This window comes from Chitinophaga niabensis, assembly GCF_039545795.1.
GTDB lineage: Bacteria > Bacteroidota > Bacteroidia > Chitinophagales > Chitinophagaceae > Chitinophaga > Chitinophaga niabensis_B.
Map to the genome: position 1 here is coordinate 3,247,527 of NZ_CP154260.1, position 24,435 is coordinate 3,271,961.

Here is a 24,435-nt window from a genome sequence, read left to right on the forward strand (position 1 = left end):
CGTTTGGTTACAAAAGTACAAAAAAATACCGGACCTGAAGCCCGGTATTGTATGATGCGTTGTATGTTTTAGAACAATTCGCCCTGCACATTGCCTTCCTCTTCAGGTGGTGCCTCTTCCTCTTCTTCCGTCAGTAATTCCACGTCTATGAAGTCGTCACCGGCCACCTTGGTCCCTACAGCTTTCCAGCCGGTTACCTCAATGGTTTCATGGAGGGATATTTCTTCCTCTTCCGGATCGCGTTTCTTACCGGTCCTTAACAGTACGATAGGTTCTGCCTGTGTGGTCACCAGTTCAAGGTGATTATTCGCGCCTTCTTTGATAAAGAGGAACTTGTTGTTCAATGTCTGTGTTTCGATCACGAAACGTTTGGCATTGTACTGTTTCTTATCTCCATCAAAATAAATGGCCGTAACAACCTTCTCCGGATTGAACTTTTCTATATACACCGCATCGTTGGATTCGTAGCGGTTGGTGATCTCATAGTTAGTCAGCTCGTATGTACCGTTCTTGTAGAATACCAGGATCTTATCATCTCCTTCAAAGCTACCCACATATAAACCACGTTGTTCGGTATTCAGCCTGCCCACTGCATCATCATACCAGATCTTGATACCGGATAAAGTGGAAACACCTTTCTCTTTGAACTTCACACTCTTGATCGGGTATTTGGTGACCACATTCCCCATGGAACTACGGCCTTTGATCGGAATAGTTTCAAAGTAGAAATCAAATTCTTTCTTCTTGGCAGCGCAATTGGGGCTGAGGCGTACGGTCACTACTTCCGCTTCTCCATTAGGGTTGGCAGTGAAATAATGCACTTTGGAATTCTTCTCTCCTTTCGTGAGATCGTATTCCTTATCACGCGTGATCCCTGTTACATTAAAACGTTTGGCAAGACTGTACCCGGTTTTATTGTCAACATAGATCATGTTATAGGTCATGCGCTCATCGCCTTTGCGGAATACATCTATATGAATGATATCCTTACCCACAAAGGTTTTATCTGCCACTTTGGTTACCAGCATCTTACCATCCCTGCGGAACACGATGATATTATCCAGGTCAGAACAATCTGCTACAAATTCATCTTTCTTTAAGGAAGTTCCGATAAAGCCATCGGCGCGGTTCACATAGATCTTGGTATTGGCAATTGCTACCTGCTGCACCTGGATGGTGTCAAACACCTTGATCTCTGTTTTGCGTTCGCGGCCTTTGCCATATTTCTTCTGCAGACCTTCATAATATTGCACTGCAAAGTCTGTAAGGTTAGCAAGGTTATGCTTTACCTCTTTGATCTCAGCTTCAATGTTTTTGATCTGCTCCGTAAGTTCATTGATATCCAGGCGGTAGATCCTGCGTACCGGCTTTTCCGTTAATTTGAGGATATCTTCTCTTTCTATCGCACGCTTCAGGTTCTTTTTATAGGGAGTGAAACCTTTGTCTATTGCTACCAGAACGGCTTCCCAGTCCTTGTGCTTTTGTTCCAGTTCCTTATAGATGCCTTTCTCGAAGAAGATCTTTTCAAGCGAGGTGTAATGCCACTTCTCTTCCAGTTCCGCCAGTTTTATCTCCAGTTCGCGCTTCAGCAGTTCTTTGGTATAATCGGTGGCGTACTTCAGCAGCTCGGTAACGGTGATAAAGCGGGGCTTTTCATCAATGATCACACAGGCATTCGGGGAAATGGACACTTCACAGTCCGTGAATGCGTACAATGCATCGATGGTGATATCCGGCGAAATACCAGGTGCCAGCTGCACTTCTATCTCTACTTCCTTTGCGGTATTATCTATTACCTTTTTGATCTTGATCTTACCATTGTCGTTGGCCTTTACGATGGATTCCATCAGAGCTGTGGTGGTAACACCATAAGGTACATCTTTGATGAGCAGGGTCTTTTTGTCCTTCTCTTCAATATGTGCCCTTACGCGCACCTTACCGCCTCTTTTGCCATCATTGTAGCTGGCTACATCCACCATACCGCCGGTGAGGAAGTCCGGGTAGAGTTCAAACTTTCTGCCTCTGAGGTATTTAATGGAAGCTTCGATCAGCTCTGAAAAGTTATGTGGTAATATCTTGGTGCTCAAACCTACGGCAATACCTTCCGCGCCTTGTGCCAGCAGCAGCGGGAATTTCATAGGCAGGTGGAGCGGTTCGTTCTTTCTGCCATCGTAGCTCAGCTGCCAGGTAGTGGTTTTGGGGTTGAAGGCTACATCCAGTGCAAATTTGGAGAGTCGTGCCTCAATATAACGCGCTGCAGCTGCATCATCTCCTGTGCGGATATCTCCCCAGTTACCCTGGGTTTCTATCAGCAGTTCTTTCTGCCCCAGGTTCACCATGGCATCTGTAATGGAAGCATCACCATGCGGGTGATACTGCATCGTTTGCCCGATCACGTTAGCCACCTTGTTAAAACGGCCATCATCCATTTCCTTCATGGCATGCATGATGCGGCGCTGAACAGGTTTAAAACCATCCTCTACCCCCGGCACTGCACGCTCCAGGATAACATAGGATGCGTAGTCCAGGAACCAGCCTTTATACTTGTCATCTACGTGCTCTCTGCCATGCAGCGATTCTTCCGGTGATTCGATTGTATTACTCATATGATCCTTTAAAAACTTTCTTTAATTATAATGATGCGGTCCTTCTGCCGGCCAGGAAATCATTTCTCCAGATCCTCACGGAATCCTGTTTCACATCATCCAGCGTATTCAGTTCTATGAAAGAACAATCCGTCAGCGCTTCCAGTTCATGCCATATATGTATGGCTATTTCTACTCTTGCCGGCGCTTCTATGATCTCCGTCCGCAATTCACTTTCTGTTATGGGGCACCAGTGCAAAGCAGCTTTTCCGCTGAGCAGGTACATGATCTCTGGATTCTTGTAATCACTGTTCCCTTCGTGATAATGCTGTCCGCTGCTGGAACCGGCGTTGCGGTAACAGAGGATGAAAGTGCCGGTGCGGAATGTTTCCCATTCATAGCCCTGGCCTCTGTCGTCTGAGCCTATCAGGTTTAAGGGAGTAATATCGATCTGTGCCATAGGTTTTATGCGTTTTCAACGGGAGCCGATGTTGCTTCAGCACCACCGCCCGGTAATTTTACTTCAAAGTCACGCATCGTTTTCAATTCACCCTTACTTTCTATCTTTCCTTCTTTGATCAATTCTTTGATGCGCCAGGAAAGGAACTGGTCCATCACGGGATATTTAAACTTACCGGTTACCTGTACAATCACTTTGTTGGCTTTCTGGAAGTCTTTAGAAGTGGCCTGCAGTAAGTCTTTATCAAAAAAGCTGGCAGGTTCTCCCCTCAGTTTCTTTCCTCCTTCCAGCAAACGGATGCCGGCATTCTCATTCATCAGGCGATGCCATTCATCTCCATCCAGTTCAAATTCCGCCAGCGATACTTCGCGGGCCAGCTTTTTGGCTTTGATGAATTCCTTTGGCAGTATCTGGCTGAGATGAGTAGGATAAAACACCCCGTTTTTCTCATTCAGGAAAGGAAGGTTGTTCAGGTATACCAGGTGGATACGTCCGGAGAAGCGATCCAGTTGGCTGATCAGCCAGAAATAACCGGACACATCGCAGGCGTTCTGCCCGGCCCAGATCCAAACCTCCAGTTCCTCTTCTTCTCTCAGTCTGCCCTTCAGTGATCTTACCGGATCTTCCGGTGGCACTACTTCTTCTCCTTCTGCCGGTACAACTGCCGGTATTTCCAGCATATTGTTCCACCACTCCCTGCGGGCTGTTCTGCCCTCCGGCGTGTCCAGGATAAATAAAGGGCCTACCGCGAGGTCGTCTTCAAAACACAGTATTTCACCCGCTAACTGCGGATCCAGATCAAAAGCGGCTTTGAGGTTAGCTTCAGATGATTGCCCAAATACAATATGTAGTATCATACTTTAAATTCTTAACTCACCGGCACTGCATCTGCCAGGTCTTTTTCACTTCTAAGGTTACCAATAATAAAATCCTGGCGGTGTTGTGTATTCTTACCCATGTAATACTCCAACATCTTGGCTACAGGCATATCTTTCGCCGGAATGATCGGCTCTTTGCGCATGTCTTCACCAATGAATTGGCCGAATTCATCCGGAGATATTTCTCCCAATCCTTTGAACCGGGTGATCTCTGGTTTGCCGCCGAGTTTCTTCACCGCCTTCAGCTTTTCGTCTTCACTATAACAATAGATCGTTTCCTGTTTATTACGCACCCTGAAAAGTGGTGTTTCCAGGATGTAGATATGCCCGTTCTTCACCAGGTCCGGGAAAAACTGCAGGAAGAAGGTGAGCATTAGCAGGCGGATGTGCATACCATCCACATCGGCATCGGTAGCGATCACAATGTTATTATAGCGTAATCCTTCCAGTCCTTCTTCAATATTCAGTGCGTGCTGCAGAAGGTTGAATTCCTCATTCTCGTACACGATCTTTTTAGTAAGGCCGTAACAGTTGAGGGGTTTACCTCTTAAACTGAACACCGCCTGTGTTTCCACATTACGGGATTTGGTGATGGAACCGCTCGCAGAATCTCCCTCTGTGATGAACAGGGTGGTATCCTGCTGGCGGGTGATCATGTCCTCCTTCCCTTTCCCAGTGTATTCCTCATTCATATGAATGCGGCAATCGCGCAGTTTCTTATTGTGCAGGTTGGCTTTCTTCGCCCTGTCGTTTGCCAGTTTTTTGATACCGGCCAGTTCCTTTCTTTCTCTTTCACTTTGTTCTATCCGCTTCTTCATGGCATCTGCCACGGAAGGGTTCTTATGCAGGTAATCGTCCAGTTGTTTGGTTAAGAATTCCAGCACAAAGTTCTTCATGGACTGCCCGCCTTCTGCTACGGCGATTGATCCCAGTTTGGTCTTGGTCTGGCTTTCAAATACCGGTTCCTGTACCCTTACTGAAATAGCGGCGCAGATGGAGCCGCGGATATCTGTGGCATCGTAATCTTTCTTGAAGAAATCACGCACGGTTTTCACGAATGCTTCGCGGAAAGCGGCCAGGTGCGTACCGCCCTGGGTGGTATGCTGCCCGTTCACGAAGGAATAGTATTCTTCGCCGTAGGAGTTCTCGTGGGTGATGGCCACCTCTATATCTTCTCCTTTCAGGTGAATGATAGGGTAACGCAGGTCCTCCGCGGTGGTTTTCCTTTGCAGGAGGTCCAGCAGGCCGTTTTTGGAAATATATTTCTGGCCATTGAAATTGATGGTCAGCCCGGCATTCAGGAAACAATAGTTCCAGATCTGGTTCTCCAGGAAGTCCGGTATATATTGATAGTTCTTAAATACGGTATCGTCAGGTGAAAAAGTGACCAGGGTACCATTGGTTTCGGAAGTACTGGTTTCTTTATGGTCTTTCAGCAATACGCCTCTTTCAAATTCTGCTGCTTTGGCTTTCCCTTCCCTGAAGGAGGTTACTTTAAAATAACTGGAGAGGGCGTTCACCGCTTTGGTACCCACCCCATTCAATCCTACAGATTTCTGGAAGGCTTTACTGTCGTATTTAGCACCGGTATTGATCTTACTCACTACATCCACCACTTTGCCCAGGGGAATACCCCGGCCATAGTCCCTTACTGTTACGCTGTGTTCAGATACTTTGATATCCACCTGTTTACCAAAGCCCATCATATGTTCATCGATACAGTTATCCACCACCTCTTTGATCAGGATGTAGATCCCATCGTCCATGCTGCTGCCATCTCCCAGTTTACCGATGTACATACCCGGGCGGAGACGGATATGTTCCCGCCAGTCCAGCGAGCGGATGGAGTCTTCCGTATAGGCATGTAACTTATTATCTTCTGCCATAGTCTTTCTATTAATCGCTTGATGTTGAAACCGTTGGGAGGGGATCGCCCCGGCCCATTACTAATTCTTTTAGCAAAACCCGGTCGTTGGCAAAAATAAAGGATTAGAACAATATCCCAAGTAGATTTTATACACTATACCTATATTATTGTAAATGAAACCCTTGAACATGCAGATTCACAATTCCCCGCGCCCATGGGCAAATAAATAGCACTTTCGTGATATAACATGTTACAAATATTTGCATATTTTATTAATTACATACCCCAGGTACTAAATATCAGAAAATTCCATTCGTTTATTATTTTATATGATTAAATTCTCTATATTTACACCCAGCCTATTTGAGAACAGAAAAACCTTATAACTATGAAAACATTTTTCTTTGCAGTAGTATTATCTGTTTTGGTGATCGCACTAATTGTAACTGTATTGATAAAGCAAGAGCAGCAAAGCATGTATCGTTTAAAAGATGTGTGTATCAGGCTGATGCAAAAATTCGACTCCTGGCAAATGATGCGCTGAGGGTAATTTCCCACATTTATTATTGAATCTTTTACTTATTGGATCATTGATCTATAAATCCCTATACCTATGAAAACCGGCTTACTATTCAAACTGGCATGTCTGTGCATTGCTTCCATGGTGTTGATGGCACATTTTGCGCGCAAATATTTTCAAAGAGTACGTATTGCGCGCGTGCGTTCTGCCCACTAGAATTCACGGGCGCCCCTGTCATTACCCTGTGACAGGAAAAAGTTAAAAAGAAAGATCCGCTTCATGAGGCGGATCTTTCTTTTTTTACTGCATTATCTTATTATTTTGATGGATTATCCCCGCATACTTTTGTATTCTACAAAAGATTCCTTTATCTTGGAACAAGCAGTCTGGTATTGACTTCTACAGTGAAAAGCATTTGTAATTTATTCCCCGTTTTGTAATACTTTATTATCTATGTATTAAAAACGGCCATACATATTCCACTTAAATGAGACAACGACTAAGTGTCGCCCTGGCGGCTATCTGTTTACTGGCTTACATTGCGTGCAACCGGTCTGGAGCAAACAAAGGTGCCCAGACAAGTAAGCTACCTGACGAAGTAGACTACAATTTCCACATCAGGCCTATCCTTTCAGACAAATGTTTCACCTGCCATGGCCCCGATGCCAATAAGCGGGAAGCTGGTTTAAGGCTGGATATCGGGGACAGTGCATTCAAAGCCCTGAAGGAAACACCGGGCGCTTTTGCATTTGTACCGGGCAAACCACACCAGTCTGAAGTATACAAACGCATCACTACCGAAGATACTTCCTTGCGCATGCCGCCGGTGAATTCCAACCTGGCACTTACAGAGCATGAAATAGACCTTATTGAAAAATGGATCAAACAGGGAGCGAAATATAAACCGCACTGGGCCTTTGTGGCACCGCAACCGGTAAAACCACCGGTAGTGGATGATGAAAAATGGCCGCGTAACGAAATAGATAAGTTCGTTCTGCAGGGTATGGAAAATGCCGGGTTAAAACCCAACGGGGAAGCTGACAAGGAAAGGCTGTTAAAACGTGCCTGCCTGGATATTATCGGGCTGCCGCCCACGGTTGAGATGATGGACCGTTTCCTGGCGGATAATAGCGCAAATGCCTATGAAAAGATCATAGATACCCTGCTGGCCATGCCACAGTATGGAGAGAAAATGGCCATACACTGGATGGACGTAGCGCGCTTTGCAGATTCCCATGGCTACCAGGATGATAACTACCGCAGCCAATGGCCCTGGCGTGACTGGGTGATCCATGCTTTCAACGAAAATCTTCCCTATAATAAATTCGTGACCTGGCAACTGGCCGGGGACCTCATCCCCGGCGCTACCCGCGAACAATTGCTGGCAACGGGTTATAACCGTAATCATAAGATCACGGAAGAAGGTGGTGTGATCGATGAAGAATACCGGGTGGAATATGTTTCAGACCGTACCAATTCATTCGCCAAATCATTCCTGGGTGTTACCATGGAATGCGCACACTGCCATGACCATAAATATGATCCTTTCTCTCAGCAGGAATACTATCAACTGTATGCCTTCTTCAATAATGTAAAAGAAGTAGGACTGGAATCTACAGTAGGCGGGCCGGAAACATTCGCCAAGAAGCCTTATATGGAAATCTCCAATGAAGAGGTGAAGGGTGTATTGTCCTTTATTAATAAACCGGATACCAACCGCCTGATCGTTTCTGTAATGGGCGACCAGGATACTACCGTGCGTAAAACGTATATCCTCAACCGTGGTGTGTATGATGCGCATGGAACAGAAGTATTTCCCGGCACTCCCAAATCTATTCTTTCCTTTAATAATGCCACGCCTAACCGGCTGGGACTGGCGGACTGGTTATTCAGTCCAAAGAACCCGCTTGCGGCCAGGGTATTTGTAAACCGTATGTGGCAGGAAGTATTCGGCAGAGGTATTGTTAAAACTTCCGGAGACTTTGGTATGCAGGGAGAACTCCCCTCCCATCCTGCCCTGCTGGATTGGCTGGCAGTGGATTTCCGCACACATGGATGGGATATTAAACGCCTGATGAAGCAAATGCTGACCTCTGCTACTTATCGTCAGTCTGCCGTTGTACCGAAAGAAAAATTGCAGAAAGACCCTGATAATGTATGGCTGTCCCGCGCACCACGTTTCCGCTTACCTGCAGAACTGGTAAGAGACCTGGTACTCAGCAGCAGTGGCCTGCTCACAAAAAAGATCGGTGGGCCGAGCGTGAAACCTTATCAGCCGAAAGGGTTGTGGGAACTGGCTACATCGGGCCGGGGGCTGCTGGCAAGGTATCAGCAGGACCATGGTGAAAGCCTCTACCGGAGAGGACTGTATACGTTCATCAAACGTACGGTGCCTCCACCTTCGCTGATGATCTTTGATGGCAGCAACCGCGATCAGTGTGAAATAAAACGTTCCAATACCAATACACCGCTGCAGGCTTTGGTGATGCTGAACGATCCCCAGGTGCTGGAAGCTTCCAGGGTATTGGCAGCTAAACTGATGCAGGAAAAAAGCGATCCGGTGGAAAAAGCATTCCGCCTCATCGTATGCCGCAAACCAAGTGAAAAAGAACTCGCATTACTGCAGGAATATTATAAGGATCAGCAACAGCATTACCAGGGTAAACCTGCAGAAGCTACAAAGATCCTGAACGTGGGTGAATACCCTTTGCCGGAGAAAGCAAACAAACCGGCACTGGCTGCATTGATGCAGGTGGTCACCACTATTTATAACCTGGAAGAAACCCTCTCTAAATCCTGATATATGGACAAAGAATTTTTAGAACACGGGTTGAATATGAATCGCCGGAGATTCCTTTCCCGTTTAAGCCTGGGATTGGGAAGCGTAGCATTGGGCTCGCTGCTGATACCTGATCTGCTGAATGGCGGGGGTGCAGAAGAAATGGGATTCCCTCCCGGCATTCCACACTTTGCGCCGAAAGCAAAAAGAGTGATCTACCTTTTTCAGAACGGCGCACCTTCCCAACTGGAGACCTTTGATTACAAACCTATGCTGCGCCAGATGATGGGGCAGGAATTACCTGCTTCTATCCGCAACGGGCAACGCCTTACTGGTATGACTTCCGGCCAGGCCTCCTTCCCGCTGGTAGGTTCTTTCTATGACTTCAAACAATATGGTCAGTCCAGAGCATGGATCAGCGACCTGTTCCCTTATACAGCCAAAGTGGTGGATGATATCTGTATCATCAAATCCATGTATACGGAAGCCATTAATCACGACCCTGCATTGACCTTCTTCCAAACCGGCGCCCAGCAAGGGAACCGGCCAAGTATGGGAGCATGGCTCAGTTATGGTTTAGGCAGTGAGAACAAAAACCTTCCTGCATTCTGCGTACTACTTTCCAGAGGAAAAGGGAACGGACAGGGTGTATATTCCAAACTCTGGACAAATGGTTTCCTGGATAGTATTCACCAGGGTGTTCAGTTCAGCAGCGGCGAAAGCCCTGTATTATACCTGAACGATCCGGCAGGTATGGATTCCACCGGACGCCGCAAAATGCTGGATAAACTCTCCGAGCTGAACCAGCTTTCCTATGATCAGTTCGGTGACCCAGAGATCAATACCAAGATCCAGCAGTACGAAATGGCTTACCGCATGCAAACGGCAGTGCCGGATATCACGGACCTTTCCAAAGAGCCGGATGATATTATCAAACTGTATGGTCCTAACTGCCTTGTTCCCGGCACCTTTGCTTCCAACTGTCTGCTGGCCCGCAAACTCTCCGAAAACGGGGTACGTTTTGTACAGCTGTATCACCAGGGATGGGATCAGCACGGCAATCTGCCCAATGAAATGGCAGGGCAGGCAAAAGATGTGGACCAGGCTTCTGCAGCACTGATCACTGACCTGAAACAACGTGGCCTCCTGGATGAAACACTGGTGATCTGGGGCGGTGAATTTGGCAGAAGCAATTACAGCCAGGGTAAGTGGACGGCAGATAATTATGGCCGTGATCACCATCCCCGCTGCTTCTCCATCTGGATGGCAGGCGGTGGTGTAAAACCGGGTATCGTATATGGCGAAACGGATGATTTCGGCTATAACGTTACCAAAGATCCTGTGCATGTGCACGACTTCCAGGCTACCGTAATGAACCTCCTTGGCCTTGACCACGAAAAATTGATCTATAAACACCTTGGCCGCCGCTATCGCCTTACAGACGTGGCTGGCAATGTAATCACCAATCTTATTGCATAAAAATGGATAGAAGGAATTTTATACAGGCATCCGCGTTAATAGCCGGTAGTTTTTACATCAGCAAAGATCTGTTCGCAAAAGACAATGGCGCTGTTTATGGCCATAACAACATGCGCTACAGGATGGACAATAAATGGGGCAACCTGGACCCATCCAAATACCCCGTAAAAGATTGCCATGAAATGGTGCAGGATAAAAAAGGACGCATCATCCTGCTTACCAATGAAACAAAGAACAATATCCTCATCTATAACAAATCCGGCAAACTGCTCAACAGCTGGGGCCATGAATTCCCCGGTGCGCATGGCTTAACGCTGGCGCATGATCATCTCTACATAACGGATACGGATAAACACCAGGTGTTTAAAACCACACTGGATGGTAAAATATTACTGACCATTAACTTCCCGGAAGAAAGCGGCGTATACAAAGAAGCAAAAGCTTTTGTACCCACTGAAACCACCGTGGCAGACAATGGCGACTTTTACATTGCAGATGGTTACGGCTCCCAGTACATCCTGCATTATAATGCCGAAGGAAAACTGCAAAGCTTTTTCGGCGGAAGAGGAAAAGAAGATAAACACCTAGATAATGCACACGGCATTTGCATAGACAAACGTAACGGTACTCCTACCCTGCTGGTTACGGACCGTACGCGCAATTGCTTTAAACGCTTCAGCATGGCAGGAGAATTAATAGAAGTGATACCATTGCCAGGTGCATGCGTATGTCGCCCGGTGATCAAAGGAGATCATCTCTATGCCGCAGTATTACGTTCTCCTGATCTTGGTAAAGAAAACAGTGGTTTTGTTACCATCCTGGATAAAAACAACAAAGTAGTTTCCAATATCGGTGGCACTGCACCTGAGTATAAAGATGGTAAACTGCAACCTATGTTGCAGGCAGAAAAGATCTTTGCCAATCCGCATGATGTATGTGTGGATGATGAAGAAAATATTTATGTAGCGCAATGGGCTTCCGGGAAAGTATATCCCTATAAATTCAAACGGGTATAGCATGTTGAAAAGACTGGCCGAAAATCTATTGATCGCTGCAAATATTTTTATCCTTTTCCTCCTGGTGTTTTATCAGCACCTGCATTTACCTGCATGGTTGCAGGTGATAGGCAGAATGCATCCCCTGCTGTTACACTTCCCTATCGTATTACTGATCCTTGCGCTGGTATTGGACCTGCTGACCATACGCAGTGAACAGCTTGCTGCTTCGCTAAGGCCGCTGATCGGTCATCTCTGGCTGGCCGGAGCACTTACGGCTGCCATTACGGTGATCATGGGTTTATTCCTCTCCCGCGAAGAAGGTTACACAGGAGATATGCTGGCCTGGCATAAATGGTCCGGCATCGCTATCGTGTGGTTAGCCTCCCTGTTATACTGGTACCGCTATGTGAGAAAATCCATCATGATAACAGGCAGCGCACTGACATTGGTAAGTTTAGCAGTAGCAGGGCATTTTGGTGCGAATCTCACACATGGAAGTGATTTCCTGCTGGCGCCGGTTACTCCGCAACATTCCAAAGTAACTGTACCTATAGAACAGGCTGTGATCTTTGAGCACCTGGTAAAACCCATCCTTGAGCAAAAATGCCTCAGCTGCCATAATTCTGATAAGGCAAAAGGCGAACTGCTGATGGAAACACCTGCACAGATCCTGAAAGGTGGAAAGAGCGGGCCTTTGTTCATTGCCGGCAACCCCATGGCCAGCCTGATGATAGAACGCATCCATCTGCCGATGGAAGAAAAGAAACACATGCCCCCTACAGGCAAAACACAACTCAGCCTGCAGGAGATAGAAGTACTGCAACACTGGATCCGTTTAGGTGGTGATTTTAGAAAGACGGTAACTTCTCTGAAGAAAGAAGACAGCTTATATATTCTGGCAGCGCAGTTGTTAAAACCTGAAGTATCAGAAGATCAGTTCTCTTTTGCTGCAGCCAGCGAGGCAACTATAAAAAAACTGAGCAATAATTACCGGGTGATCTTTCCTTTATCCAGGAACTCACCTGCACTGATCGTTAACTTCTACAACAAAGAACAATACAGTGCGAAAGCATTGGAAGAACTGCTTCCTTTGAAAACACAGATCGTGGAATTACACCTGCAGAAAATGCCGGTGAAAGATGCAGAACTATCTGTCATCAAACAATTCAGCAATCTGCGGAAGATCAATCTTGATTTCTCTGCCATCACCGGCAGTACACTGCAGGAACTCACAGGACTTAAACACCTGCGTTCACTGGCTATTTCCGGAACCGGCGTCAACCTGCAAAACCTGCAGAAACTAAGGGCCAGCAAAAGCCTGGAAGAAGTGTATTGCTGGAATACGCCGCTTACAGAAAAAGACTGGCAGCAATTAGCTGCAGTAAAAAATATCCGCTTCGAGAAAGGGTATGATAATCGCGGCCAGGAGCCATTGAAACTGAATGCGCCCATGGTCAACAATGATCATGCTATCTTCCTGAGCAAACAAACACTGGCCATTACACATCCTATCAAGGGCGTGGAGATCAGGTATACGCTGGATGGCTCTGAGGTGGACAGTGTGAACTCACCTGTTTATAAAGATTCCATCACAGTAGATTCCAGTTTCACAGTAAAAGCAAAAGCGTATAAAACCGGCTGGTACGGCAGCGATGCTATAGAAGCACGTTTCCTGAAAACTACCTACAAACCGGATAGCTCCGTATTGCTGAAACCTGCTAATGAAAAGTACCAGGGAGAAGGCCCCAAAACATTCTGGGACCTGCAGACGGGCAATTTTGATATCAGCAGCGGCAAATGGCTGGGCTTCCGGTTCACTGAAATGGAGCTGTTAATGTTATTCAAACAGCCCGTGAACGTGCAGCAGATCACACTGAATACCATGCGCAATACACGTGCATATATCTTCCCGCCAACCAAGGTGGAAATATGGGGTGGTCCGGAGCCTTCTAAAATGCGTTTACTGAAGAAAGTGCAACCCACGATACCGGGTAAAGATGATCCGAATATGATGTCGGGCATCAAATGCGAATTCCCCGCACAGGAAGTAAGCTGCATCAGGATCGTAGCGGTGCCTTTAGCAAAACTGCCCCAGTGGCATGATGGCAAAGGCAAACCAGCCTGGATATTTATAGATGAAATATTGGTGAACTGATTAAAAAAAGGTGCAGTAGGTAACTGCACCTTTTTCATTTATCTGAAGTTCCAGCGAACACCTGCGTTCAGGAATACATTGGTAGAAAGCTGATGAGAGGGGTTATTCTTAAATATGCCGGAAATACTTTTATCACTATAGTCAAAAGATCTGAGCGGCATGATACCTCCGCCATAGAAGAGGTCCAGCTTTTTCAAATGCCAGGTGTGCTCAAGCCCAAGAGGCAACTGGATAAAACTCATCAGCCGTTTCCCTTCCGGCATATTCTCCACATCATAGACGCCAAATTTAGGACGGAAGTATAAGGTAAGATCTGTTTGCTGACTGAGCAGGTAAGTAGCACTGATATTTTCAGGCAGGGTAACATTCACCTTCAGTTTATTGCCGGTCTGCCATTGGAAGAACAGGCCGGGTAATATAAGCGGTACGCCTGTTGCATTGGTTATACCAGCACCGAAACCATAAGCGTATTTGGGTTTGCGTTTGATGAACATGGCCACACCATTGATAAACACATCATTGCCGTTTATTTTTTCCATATCTGTGTAAAGGCCTACGGACACGGCACTATATAAGCCCCAGTTATTCTTCAGGCTGCGGAAATGCTGAATACCGGCATCTATTTCCAGCAACTCGCCCGGTATTACTTTTTGCTCATACCCTTTGTTGTTCATTTGTGTATAAGATCCGTTCACCGTAATTCCCCAGGAGCGGATATTTCCCGAGGCCAGGTCTCCTTTATTCGCCAGCAGGAAATTACCGTTAAAACGAACGCGCTGCTGGGAGGAAGAGGCTTTCGTTTTTTCATATTTCTCTTCGCCTATCGGTTTCCTGTATTTGGAAGCAGGCAGATAATCAACGTTTACAGTGATACCGGAAGGTGGTAACTGGGCAAATGTCCGCTGGCTGATGCATAGGAATAGCAGCAGAAAGCTTATGGCAAAACTTTTTGGCATAAAGGTTCAATGTTTTGAGTGTGTATATTATCTAGACCTGTAAAACATTGAACACCCCTATGCCTAACCCGGAAAACTCACTTTTCCCATGGATACATTCGGAATACCATTCCTTCCTTTTCCGAAATTAATAGCTCCTCCGCATACCGCCTCATTGGCCAGTACTGCAAACAATACCGCTTCTTTCGCATCCGGGTTGATGTGTAATTCCTTTGTGCTTTTAAAGGTGCAGCCAGGGAGTAATTCCGTGATGTTTTTCATCAACAGTGGATTGTGCATACCACCACCGCTTACATAAAAATGAAAACCGCTGCCGTCCTTTGTAACTGCTTTGATGGCTTCCGTGATGGTTTCTGCAGAAAAACGGTTAAGGGTGGCCATGGTATCTTCGATGCTGATGCCTGTTGCACCTGATCTTTCAATGGCTTTATCGAGATAAGCGATGTTGAACAATTCCGGGCCAGTAGTTTTCGGGAAGGGTTGCTGGAAGAAAGGGTGATCTTTCAGTGCATTAAGTAATGCGGGGTGCACTGTTCCTTTGGAAGCAATGGCGGAATTTTCATCGAAGTATTGCCCTGGGTAATGTTTTTGGGTGAAGGCATCCATCAGCGTATTACCGGAACCGGTATCACTGCAGAACACTTCATCTGCATTGAGGTTACCCGGCAGATAGGTGAAATTGGCAATACCGCCAATATTCAGCATAATGCGGTTTTCGTTTTTCTTTGAAAAGATGAGGAAATCGCCATAAGCTGCAAGCGGCGCTCCTTCCCCTCCTGCCGCTACATGTTTCTGCCGGAAATCGCTGAGGGTGATAATGCCGGTTTCTACGGCCATATGGTCGCCATCCCCGATCTGCAGGGTAGCATTGCTGAATTTTGCATGTTTATGCAGGGATTTGGGGGCATGGAAGATGGTTTGCCCGTGACTGGCGACCAGGTCCACTTCTGCGGGTTTTTTACCCCATTTCTGCAGGCATTGCAGGATTATGCCTGCATGTTGTTGCGCTACCCAGCCGTTCAGGAGGCAAACTTTCTCCAGGTCCACATTCCTTTTGGAGAACACACTGCTGATCTCCCCTTTGTACTCTTCCCCGTAAGGCACTGTTTCAAATGCCACCAGTTCTATCCGGGAATCCATGCCGGTACCGGAAAAGCGGCAAAGGGCCACATCCAGCCCGTCCACGGAAGTACCGGACATTAAGCCGATAATCAAACGCTCCGCTTTCCCAGAGATCTCATAAAGACGTGAAATGTTCGTATTCATCAGTATTTGTTTACACAGGCCATCCTGCTGGTTTTTACGGGTATTTCAGTAAATATATGCATCTTTTTGCGGTTTTATCAGAATTATTGCAGTAAATTGCTGGAGACCAAAATCATTCACGCCATGCTTAAAAGGGAACGTCAGTCATTTATCCTTCGCCAGGTGAATCTCCACAATAAGGTATTGTCGGTAGACCTGTGCCAGGAAATGGACGTTTCAGAGGATACCATCCGCAGGGACCTGAATGAAATGGCCAAACAGGATAAACTGATCAAGGTACATGGTGGAGCGCTCTCCAAATCATTCCACTTATCCATTGCTTCAGACCACGTATATGCATTAGACAGTAAAAAAATTATTGCCATGAAAGCATGCCGCCTGATCAAGGACGGTATGTTTGTACTCACTACCGGCGGTACCACCATCATAGAACTGGCCAAGGCGCTGCCGCCTGAGCTATCTGCTACTTTCATCACCGTTAGTTTACCCGCAGCTTATGAATATATCCACCATCCGAACATAGAAGTGATCTTCATTGGAGACAGGATCTCCAAGAACTCACAGATCTCCATCGGTGGCGGCGTAGTTTCCAAATTAAACGGCATCAAAGCAGACCTCTGCTTCCTGGGTACCAATTCCATTGATCTCAAACATGGCATCACGGATAACGACTGGGAAGTAGTGGAAGTAAAAAAGGCCATGATCGAGGCTTCAGACAGGGTCATTTCTCTTTCTATCACAGAGAAACTTAACACTACACAACGCATCAAAGTATGCGATCTTTCGAAGCTTACGACACTTATTACAGAAGTGGATCCGCAGGATCAGATTTTAAAACCATATCGGGAAGCCGGCATAGAGATTTTATAGTTCACTTAATGTTCGGGATTTTATCCAACCAATTACAATTAATACTTTAAAAGAAGGATTATGAAAAAAAGGCTATGGTTATGGCGGAGCAATTGGAAATTTGCTTCAATTGCCCTGTCGTTGCAACTTGTGTCGCTTCTCGCCCTGGCACAGGTTCGCATCTCCGGAAAAGTAACCGGAGCAGATGGAAAGGGGATTCCATCTATAGCAGTTCAGATTCGTAACACAACCTCTGGTGCTTACACAGATGGGAATGGCGCTTACTCCATCAACGCCAATCTGAAGGATGGCAGTTATACACTTGCTTTTACGGGTGTAGGTTTGAAGCCGCAGGAAAAAACATTCCAGGTAGGCGCTACCAAAACATTTTCTTTTGATGTGCAATTACAGGAGGATGTGTTGGGATTGAATGAAGTGATTGTTACGGGTACAAGTGTGGCTACTTCCAAAAAGAAGCTGGGCAATGCCGTATCTACCGTTTCTGCAAAGGACATTCAATACAGTGCTGCTACTGGTATTGATGGTGCTTTGCAGGGAAAGGTAGCGGGCGCACAGATCACACAGAACTCCGGTAACCCGGCGGGTGGTATCAGTGTACGTTTAAGAGGTCCAAGTACCATCGTAGGTTCTTCTGATCCGCTTTACATTGTGGATGGTGTGATCGTGAACAATGATTCCAAACAACTGATAGACCTCGGCGGATATGCACAGAACCGCCTGGTGGACATCAACCCCGCAGATATCGAAAGGATAGAAGTGATCAAAGGGGCCGCGGCTGCTGCGATCTATGGGTCCCGCGCAAATAACGGGGTGGTACAGATCTTCACTAAAAGAGGGAAAAGCGGTAAACCACAGGTATCTTTCTCCACGCAGTTTAAAACAAACAGCATCCGCAAGAAACTGGAATACAATGAATATCCTTTCCGCTTCAACAACACGGATGTGAACGACAAAGGCCAGACTGCGGTAACCCGTTATGATTACCAGGATAAGATCTTCAGCACGGGTATCGGCACGGATAATACCTTATCTGTTTCCGGTGGTACAGAAGATACCAAATACTATATTGCAGCATCCACCTTGTATAATGAAGGGATCATCAAAAACACCAATTTCAACAGAAACGGACTGCGGGTGAATATTTCGCAAAAGCTGAATAAAATACTTACGCTTTCTGCAGGTGCCAATTATACGTTGAGCAATAGCCGGGAAATACCCAATGGTGGTATTAACGAAGCATATGGTGCACTTACAGGTTTTATATTCAGCAATAACTTTATCAATCCTGATCAGGACCCTATTACCGGTCTTTATCCTTCTACAGCTCCTGTGGCTATTCTCCGCCGTACCAACCCGCTTGAAGCGATCAATCGTTTTGATTTCCGTCAGAAGGTGAACCGTTTTATCGGGAACGTACAACTGAATGCAAAACCAGTTGAGGGGCTGAATGTTGATCTTATTTTTGGATTGGATAATTACACACAAAATGCTACCGGTTATATTCCACCCAAAAATACCACCCCCAGTTATGACGGAGGTTTATCAAGAAGAGCGGATGCAACGGTATTACAAACCAATACTGACCTCAACGTCAGTTATCGCAAGAAGGTGAACAGCTGGCTGGAATCTACTACCGGACTGGGTGGTACCATGCAGTATGACAGGACTTACCTGATCGGTGGTACAGCACAGCAGCTGGGTGCATTTGGCCAGACGTTGAATAACGGTACTATAGTAGCTACAGAGTCCCGTGCAGAGAGGACCATTTATGGAGGATTCCTGCAACAGACATTCGGTTTCTTTGACAAGATATACATCACGGGTGCTGCGAGAACGGATGCATCGTCTGTATATGGTAAAGATAACCGCTGGCAGTTCTTCCCCAAACTAAGTGGCTCCTATCTTATTTCTGAAGAGGATTTCTGGCGGGATTCCAAACTGGCAGACATCATCCCTTCTTTCAAATTACGTGCGGCATGGGGGCAATCGGGTAACCTTACTGCCATTGGTGTATTTGACCGCTTCACTAATTATAGTCCTGTTATTTATGGCGGTAGCGCGGGTTCTGTTTCTCCGGCTCAACTGGGTAATCCACTGATCAAACCGGAACGCCAGACAGAACTTGAGCTGGGTACTGACATCAGTATGTTCAAGGATCGCCTGAGCCTTGAATTCACTTATTTCAACAAAGATGTAAAGGACCTGATCCTGAACAGAACACTGGCGCCGAGCACGGGTTTCAACAATCGCTTCCTCAACATTGGTACCATGACGAATAAGGGTTTTGAGATCATGATCAAAGGGGTGCCCGTTCAGACTAAAAACCTCAACTGGGTTTCCACGTTCAGTTATACCAATAATAAAAACGTTATTAATGGCGTAGAAGGAAATGGTGTATTGCCGTTTGCCGGTGGTTTTGGCCAGGTGGCAGCAGTGAACGGATATTCCCTGGGTGCATTCTATGCTACTTTCTTTGCAAGGAATCCTGATGGTTCCCTTTTATTGACTCCTGGCGGTCTTCCCCAGAGAGAAAGAGGTGTACAGAAGTCTAATGGCACATATACAGTAGGCCGTGATGCCAATGGTCAGCCGAGCGGTGTTATTCTGAGTAAAGTGATCGGCAACCCCAATCCCAAACATGTGCTGTCATGGATTAATGAGGTGAATTATAAAAAATTCACATTCCGGATGCAATGGGATGGCATGCTTGGTTTTGATGTTTTCAATTTCACCAGGCGTCTTGGAGACAATGCTAACTATGGAGGGTTGAAAGGCTACGAGTCTGAATTAAAAGGTGAGGTAGCAAAAGGTACCAGCGCAGCGCTGTTTTCAATCTTTGAAAACTGGATTGAAAAAGGGGGCTTCGTGAAATTACGGGAATTGTCTGCTGCTTATATGATCACCCCTAAGGCAGGCAGGTTCCGTGATATCAGGGTTACTTTATCCGGGAGGAACCTTCTGTCAATAGACAACTACAGCGGTTATGATCCGGAAGTGAACGCCGCCGGTCAGGATAATGCAGTAAGAGGATTTGACTTTGTGGAAGTGCCTTTACCAAGAACCTTCCAACTGGGACTGAACGTTAATTTCTAAAACCTTACATCATGAAAAAGAAATCATTATATAGTATATACCTGTCTGCAGCTATGCTGTTATTGGGCAGCTGCAAACTTGATTACGAGAATCCGAACGGCCCGGTAGAAGACCAGGTGATCACCACGCGCGAAGGTTTGATATCCCTGGCTGTTGGGGTGAAATCATATTACTCCACAAGCGGGCTCCAAGCCCTGATCACCGCACCTGGTACTACATCCCGGGAACTGAAAGGAATAACCACCTTCACTAACATCCTTGAGCTGGAAGCCGGCGGTACTGCTTTACCTACTTTCAATGGTAATGTAAACGGATTATGGAGTAGTATGCTGCGCAGCATGGGAATGGCAGAGAGACTGATCAAATATACACCGCAGGTGATTTCACAGGAAGTGTCCATGCAATCAGGCCTGGTAGCTTTTGGCAATCTTTTCAAAGCCATGTCTATAGGAGGTCTGGCTACTGCTTTCGAACAGTTCCCTATCCAGACAGATCTGGAGGGAAAGTCTACTTTTGTTACAAGGATAGCAGGATTAACAGCAGCTGTAAAACTGCTGGATGATGCGGTAGCAGGACTGGCAGCCAATCCTCCATCTACAGAATTCAATACAAGGGTACTGGGAAGTGATCTTGTATTATTGGATGTGATCAATGCTTATCGCGCTCGCTATAACATGATGTTGGGTAAATACCCTGAAGCACTGGCCGCAGCCAATGCTGTAAATCTCAATTCAAGATCGCGATTCCTTTATACGAACCAAAACCCCAACCCGGTACAGCAGCAGGTATTTTTTTCAGCTAATTTCAAACCCCGTGCAAATTTTGGCTTACCGGCAGGCTTTGTGGAAGCAGGCGATGGAAGACTTGCTTTTTACCTCTCAACACCGGATGTTGTTGTAGGTGGCGAAACACTGAAAACGCTTAAGGGCTTTTTTGATGATATTGCAAAATCTATCCCTATTTACATGCCTGATGAAGTACGGCTGCTAAAAGCAGAAGCTATTATCAGAAGTGGCGGAAACCTTGCTGATGCTGTAACACAGATCAACGCGGTACGTACACAGGCCGCAGGAGACCTTTTTGATGTAAATGCCAACCTGCCTCCTTACAGCGGTGCTGTAACTACAGATGCTTTGCTCCTGGAAGTTTACAAACAACGGAGTATTGAGTTATTCCTGCAAGGCCTTCGCTTAGAAGACAGCCGCAGGTTTGGAAGGCCGGCACCACCTACCAATGTAAACCCTGTTCCCACGACATTTGAAAGGAACAGGAACTTCTATCCTTATCCTGACCAGGAAAGGCTTACCAATCCAAACACACCGGCCGATCCGGCAATCTGATGTATACAAGGGAAGCTGTGCCTGCACAGCTTCCCTTCTTTCAATAATTCCGCATGAATAAAATAGTTTTCCTTCTGCTGTTCTGTAGCCTGAATGCTTTTTCACAAACGGTATTACTGAACAATAACAGCAAAAAAATTCCACTAAAGGACCTGCAACATCACAGCATTGCCGTGATCAGCGATAACAGCCATCCTCTGTTCGACAGTATTGTTGCAAAGTATGCGCCTGTTACTTTCTTCCACACCACCGGCGATTGGAATGATCTCAACGACCGGCTGAAACTATATGATCTTCTCATTCTCCGTTTATCTCCCCAAACGATATTTGACAAAGCCCTGCTGGATTTTATCAGGGAACGTAAAGCCATTGTGGTACTGCAAGGCAATGATGCTAAGAAACTTGCCGGCATCAATACGCCGGTGCTCCTGGCACCAAAAGAAAGCGATCTGTTCTCTGCCGCACAACTTCTCTTTGGGGGCATGGCATCTAAAGGAACAGCTAAGATAAGATTGGGTTATGCCGAAAAGCCCCTGCAAATCGATTCCATTGCCCTTATCATGGAGCAGGCCATCCGGGGGAAAGCCACACCCGGTGGTGTTGTGCTCGTTGTAAAAAATGGCAATGTAGTGTTTGAACAGGCTTATGGCCATCAAACCTATTATGGCACAAGAGCCGTACGCACAGATGATCTGTATGATCTCGCATCTGTTACAAAGATTGCAGCTACTACCCCTGCCGTGATGAAATTATATGATGAGGGCAGGCTTAGCTTGCAGGATTATGTTAGTAAGTATGTAGCCCGTGCCCGCACTATAGATGATAAAAAGGACATCCGCATCCGTGAAGCATTGCTGCACGAAGCAGGCTACACACCTTATATCAAACACTTCGAAAAACTGCAACCATCGGATCTCAGCACAGATTCTTCCGCGCAATACCCGGTGAAAGTAGCTGACGGATATTATCTCCGTGCCCATTACTTTGAAGAGGTGATGTGGCCGGTAACACTGGCTTCGCCGGTACTGACCAGGGGTAAGTTCGTATACAGTGATGTGAGTATGTATATGTTGCGGGAAGTGGTGGAAAAGATCACTCATCGCAGGATGAACGAATACCTGCTGGATTCGCTTTATCTGCCACTTGGGTTACAAACCACAGGTTTCCTTCCAAGGAACCGTTTTGACAGTACCCGCATTGTGCCTGCCACGGAGAACGACAGCTGGTTCCGCACCATGCAGATCCGCGGATATGCCCATGATCCGGGTGCGGCAATGGCAGGGAACGTGAGCGGGCATGCCGGCTTATTTTCGGATGCCAACGATCTCGCCATCCTCTACCAGATGTTCCTCAATAAAGGGATATATGGCGGAGAACGGTTTTACAAGGCCTCCACAATAGCACTATTCACCTCCAAACAATCCGCCGTAAGCCCCAGGGGCCTTGGATTTGACCGCCCTGATCCTGCGAAGCAATACCCTTCCCGGTTTGCATCTGCAAAGTCATACGGGCATTCGGGTTACACGGGAACCTTTGTATGGGTGGACCCTGCATCAGATATGATCTGCATTATCCTCACCAACAGGGTATATCCTGAAGTGATTGATAATGTGAACACGCTGCTGCGCATGAACATCCGCGGCCGGATATTAGACCAGGTATATCTGGCAATCCAAAAAAAGAATGATTAAATTGGAAACGTTTATCAAAATATACATGCATGTCACCAGTCTTATTATTTTCCCTGGTTATCGTTTATTTCCTGCTGTTATTGGTGGTGGCCTGGTTCACTTCCCGTAACGCCAACAATGAATCCTTTTTCATCGGGAACCGCGGCTCCAACTGGATGCTCGTGGCTTTCGGGATGATAGGCACTTCGCTCAGCGGCGTAACGTTTGTAAGCGTACCGGGAACTGTGGGGATAGAATCCTTCTCTTATTTCCAGATCATTATCGGTAACCTGATCGGTTATATTGTAGTGGCATATGTACTGCTGCCCATCTATTACAGGATGAACCTCACCTCCATCTACAATTACCTGAAGGTGCGGCTGGGTTTTGCTTCCTATAAAGTAGGCGCCTCCTTCTTTATCCTCTCCCGCATACTTGGTGCCACAGCCAGGTTGTACCTCGTGGTGAACATCCTGCATTTTACAATACTGGAACGTTTTGGACTGCCCTTCTGGGTAGCAGCCTTTGTGATCCTCCTGATGATCCTGCTGTATACTTTTGAAGGCGGGGTGAAAACCATTGTATGGACCGATACGCTGCAAACAGCCTGTATGCTCATAGGCCTTGTTGTATGTGTGTTCTATATCCTGAACAACCTGGATATGAGCCTCATGGATGGCACGCAGGCGCTGGCAGAAAAAGGTTATTCCAACATCTTTGTTACTGACCCTGCCAGTAAATATTTCTTTGTGAAACAGATTGTGGCGGGGGCCTTCATCTCCATTACGATGACGGGTATGGACCAGGAAATGATGCAAAAGAACATTAGCGTGAGAACACTGAAAGACTCTCAGAAGAACATGATGACCTTTGCCGTGATCTTTATGCTGGTGGTACTATTGTTCCTCTTCCTCGGCGGATTGCTGCAACTGTTTGCGGAAAGTAAAGGTATTGCTGCCCGTGGTGACAGTCTTTTCCCTACCATTGCATTGGAATATATGCCTGCTGCAGTATCCATCATCTTTATCATTGCGCTGATCTCTGCACTGTTCCCCAGTGCGGATGGTGCCATCACTGCATTGACCGCCTCTTTCTGTATAGATATCCTGGGGATTCAGCGGAATGACCATATGCCGGATAAAGAGAAAAAACGCATCCGCCAGATCGTGCACCTTTCGTTTGCCGCACTCTTTTTACTGATGGTAATGGTGTTCAAATGGATGAATAATCCGAGCATGATAGGTTTGATCCTGAAGATCGCTGCCTTCACGTATGGGCCGCTGCTAGGGCTTTTTGCCTTTGGCATCCTCACTAAACGCAGCGTAAATGATACGCTGGTGCCTGTAGTAGTAGTGATTTCCCCTATATTGTGTTTTATACTGGATATGTTCCAGTCGAAGATATTCGGTAGTTACCAGATAGGCCTGGAGCTACTTTTCATCAATGGCCTTTTAACTTTCATTGGCCTATGGTTAATACCGGGAAAGAAAGAAATTAGTAACCCTTAATCTGATCGAAC

Annotated in this window: 16 protein-coding genes; 10 read left to right on the forward strand and 6 right to left on the reverse strand. The window is 46.4% G+C overall.

Going from position 1 to position 24,435, the window contains the following annotated elements; translation table 11 throughout:
* Positions 1-68: 68 nt before the first annotated feature.
* From AAHN97_RS12630 to AAHN97_RS12645, 4 genes are read right to left on the reverse strand one after another with little or no spacing between them, the layout of a single operon-like run.
* The gene (locus AAHN97_RS12630; protein ID WP_343307993.1) at positions 69-2,606 is read right to left on the reverse strand and encodes a DNA gyrase/topoisomerase IV subunit A; all 2,538 of its coding nucleotides are present in this window, start codon (positions 2,604-2,606) and stop codon (positions 69-71) included.
* 25 nt (positions 2,607-2,631) lie between these two features.
* Positions 2,632-3,045 (reverse strand): hypothetical protein, encoded by a 414-nt coding sequence (locus AAHN97_RS12635; RefSeq protein WP_343307994.1) that lies wholly within the window; start codon positions 3,043-3,045, stop codon positions 2,632-2,634.
* A gap of 5 nt (positions 3,046-3,050) precedes the next feature.
* The gene (locus tag AAHN97_RS12640; protein ID WP_343307995.1) at positions 3,051-3,902 is read right to left on the reverse strand and encodes a DUF1835 domain-containing protein; all 852 of its coding nucleotides are present in this window, start codon (positions 3,900-3,902) and stop codon (positions 3,051-3,053) included.
* Between the two features lie 11 nt (positions 3,903-3,913).
* Positions 3,914-5,809, reverse strand: a complete 1,896-nt coding sequence (locus AAHN97_RS12645; RefSeq protein ID WP_343307996.1) for a DNA topoisomerase IV subunit B — start codon at positions 5,807-5,809, stop codon at positions 3,914-3,916.
* 369 nt (positions 5,810-6,178) lie between these two features.
* On the opposite strand from AAHN97_RS12645, the gene AAHN97_RS12650 reads away from it, so the two are divergent.
* From AAHN97_RS12650 to AAHN97_RS12670, 5 genes are all read left to right on the forward strand, one after another.
* Positions 6,179-6,334, forward strand: a complete 156-nt coding sequence (locus tag AAHN97_RS12650; protein ID WP_159442241.1) for a hypothetical protein — start codon at positions 6,179-6,181, stop codon at positions 6,332-6,334.
* A 463-nt stretch (positions 6,335-6,797) separates the two neighbouring features.
* Positions 6,798-9,110, forward strand: coding sequence for a PSD1 and planctomycete cytochrome C domain-containing protein (locus tag AAHN97_RS12655; protein ID WP_343307997.1), 2,313 nt, complete (start codon positions 6,798-6,800; stop codon positions 9,108-9,110).
* Positions 9,111-9,113: 3 nt separating this feature from the next.
* Positions 9,114-10,568, forward strand: coding sequence for a DUF1501 domain-containing protein (locus tag AAHN97_RS12660; protein ID WP_343307998.1), 1,455 nt, complete (start codon positions 9,114-9,116; stop codon positions 10,566-10,568).
* Positions 10,569-10,570: 2 nt separating this feature from the next.
* The gene (locus tag AAHN97_RS12665) at positions 10,571-11,584 is read left to right on the forward strand and encodes a 6-bladed beta-propeller (protein ID WP_343307999.1); all 1,014 of its coding nucleotides are present in this window, start codon (positions 10,571-10,573) and stop codon (positions 11,582-11,584) included.
* Between the two features lies 1 nt (position 11,585).
* Complete coding sequence (locus tag AAHN97_RS12670) at positions 11,586-13,721, forward strand: c-type cytochrome domain-containing protein (RefSeq protein WP_343308000.1); 2,136 nt, start codon at positions 11,586-11,588, stop codon at positions 13,719-13,721.
* 38 nt (positions 13,722-13,759) lie between these two features.
* Here the strand turns inward: AAHN97_RS12670 and AAHN97_RS12675 are convergent, their stop codons facing one another.
* The gene (locus AAHN97_RS12675; RefSeq protein WP_343308001.1) at positions 13,760-14,677 is read right to left on the reverse strand and encodes a DUF6268 family outer membrane beta-barrel protein; all 918 of its coding nucleotides are present in this window, start codon (positions 14,675-14,677) and stop codon (positions 13,760-13,762) included.
* A 63-nt stretch (positions 14,678-14,740) separates the two neighbouring features.
* Positions 14,741-15,943, reverse strand: coding sequence for an anhydro-N-acetylmuramic acid kinase (locus AAHN97_RS12680; protein WP_343308002.1), 1,203 nt, complete (start codon positions 15,941-15,943; stop codon positions 14,741-14,743).
* Positions 15,944-16,066: 123 nt separating this feature from the next.
* Between AAHN97_RS12680 and AAHN97_RS12685 the strand changes: the two genes are divergently transcribed.
* The 5 genes from AAHN97_RS12685 to AAHN97_RS12705 are packed head-to-tail and all read left to right on the forward strand — an operon-like array spanning position 16,067 to position 24,424.
* Positions 16,067-16,813 carry a DeoR/GlpR family DNA-binding transcription regulator gene (locus AAHN97_RS12685; protein WP_343308003.1) on the forward strand — a complete coding sequence of 249 codons (747 nt, stop codon included), beginning with the start codon at positions 16,067-16,069 and terminating at the stop codon, positions 16,811-16,813.
* A gap of 60 nt (positions 16,814-16,873) precedes the next feature.
* Complete coding sequence (locus AAHN97_RS12690) at positions 16,874-19,906, forward strand: SusC/RagA family TonB-linked outer membrane protein (RefSeq protein WP_343308004.1); 3,033 nt, start codon at positions 16,874-16,876, stop codon at positions 19,904-19,906.
* 11 nt (positions 19,907-19,917) lie between these two features.
* Positions 19,918-21,246, forward strand: a complete 1,329-nt coding sequence (locus AAHN97_RS12695) for a RagB/SusD family nutrient uptake outer membrane protein (RefSeq protein ID WP_343308005.1) — start codon at positions 19,918-19,920, stop codon at positions 21,244-21,246.
* A gap of 53 nt (positions 21,247-21,299) precedes the next feature.
* Positions 21,300-22,937, forward strand: coding sequence for a serine hydrolase domain-containing protein (locus tag AAHN97_RS12700; RefSeq protein WP_343308006.1), 1,638 nt, complete (start codon positions 21,300-21,302; stop codon positions 22,935-22,937).
* A gap of 29 nt (positions 22,938-22,966) precedes the next feature.
* On the forward strand, positions 22,967-24,424 hold the full coding sequence (locus AAHN97_RS12705) for a sodium:solute symporter (RefSeq protein ID WP_343308007.1): 1,458 nt from the start codon (positions 22,967-22,969) through the stop codon (positions 24,422-24,424).
* Positions 24,425-24,435 lie beyond the last annotated feature (11 nt).

Bases quoted from the DNA above. Each gene is read 5' to 3' on its own strand.
- AAHN97_RS12645 (WP_343307996.1), bottom strand. From the start codon at position 5,809: ATGGCAGAAGATAATAAGTTACATGCCTATACGGAAGACTCCATCCGC.
- AAHN97_RS12630 (WP_343307993.1), bottom strand. From the start codon at position 2,606: ATGAGTAATACAATCGAATCACCGGAAGAATCGCTGCATGGCAGAGAG.
- AAHN97_RS12685 (WP_343308003.1), top strand. From the start codon at position 16,067: ATGCTTAAAAGGGAACGTCAGTCATTTATCCTTCGCCAGGTGAATCTC.
- AAHN97_RS12635 (WP_343307994.1), bottom strand. From the start codon at position 3,045: ATGGCACAGATCGATATTACTCCCTTAAACCTGATAGGCTCAGACGAC.
- AAHN97_RS12665 (WP_343307999.1), top strand. From the start codon at position 10,571: ATGGATAGAAGGAATTTTATACAGGCATCCGCGTTAATAGCCGGTAGT.
- AAHN97_RS12670 (WP_343308000.1), top strand. From the start codon at position 11,586: ATGTTGAAAAGACTGGCCGAAAATCTATTGATCGCTGCAAATATTTTT.
- AAHN97_RS12640 (WP_343307995.1), bottom strand. From the start codon at position 3,902: ATGATACTACATATTGTATTTGGGCAATCATCTGAAGCTAACCTCAAA.
- AAHN97_RS12660 (WP_343307998.1), top strand. From the start codon at position 9,114: ATGGACAAAGAATTTTTAGAACACGGGTTGAATATGAATCGCCGGAGA.
- AAHN97_RS12695 (WP_343308005.1), top strand. From the start codon at position 19,918: ATGAAAAAGAAATCATTATATAGTATATACCTGTCTGCAGCTATGCTG.
- AAHN97_RS12690 (WP_343308004.1), top strand. From the start codon at position 16,874: ATGAAAAAAAGGCTATGGTTATGGCGGAGCAATTGGAAATTTGCTTCA.
- AAHN97_RS12655 (WP_343307997.1), top strand. From the start codon at position 6,798: ATGAGACAACGACTAAGTGTCGCCCTGGCGGCTATCTGTTTACTGGCT.
- AAHN97_RS12675 (WP_343308001.1), bottom strand. From the start codon at position 14,677: ATGCCAAAAAGTTTTGCCATAAGCTTTCTGCTGCTATTCCTATGCATC.
- AAHN97_RS12680 (WP_343308002.1), bottom strand. From the start codon at position 15,943: ATGAATACGAACATTTCACGTCTTTATGAGATCTCTGGGAAAGCGGAG.
- AAHN97_RS12700 (WP_343308006.1), top strand. From the start codon at position 21,300: ATGAATAAAATAGTTTTCCTTCTGCTGTTCTGTAGCCTGAATGCTTTT.
- AAHN97_RS12705 (WP_343308007.1), top strand. From the start codon at position 22,967: ATGTCACCAGTCTTATTATTTTCCCTGGTTATCGTTTATTTCCTGCTG.
- AAHN97_RS12650 (WP_159442241.1), top strand. From the start codon at position 6,179: ATGAAAACATTTTTCTTTGCAGTAGTATTATCTGTTTTGGTGATCGCA.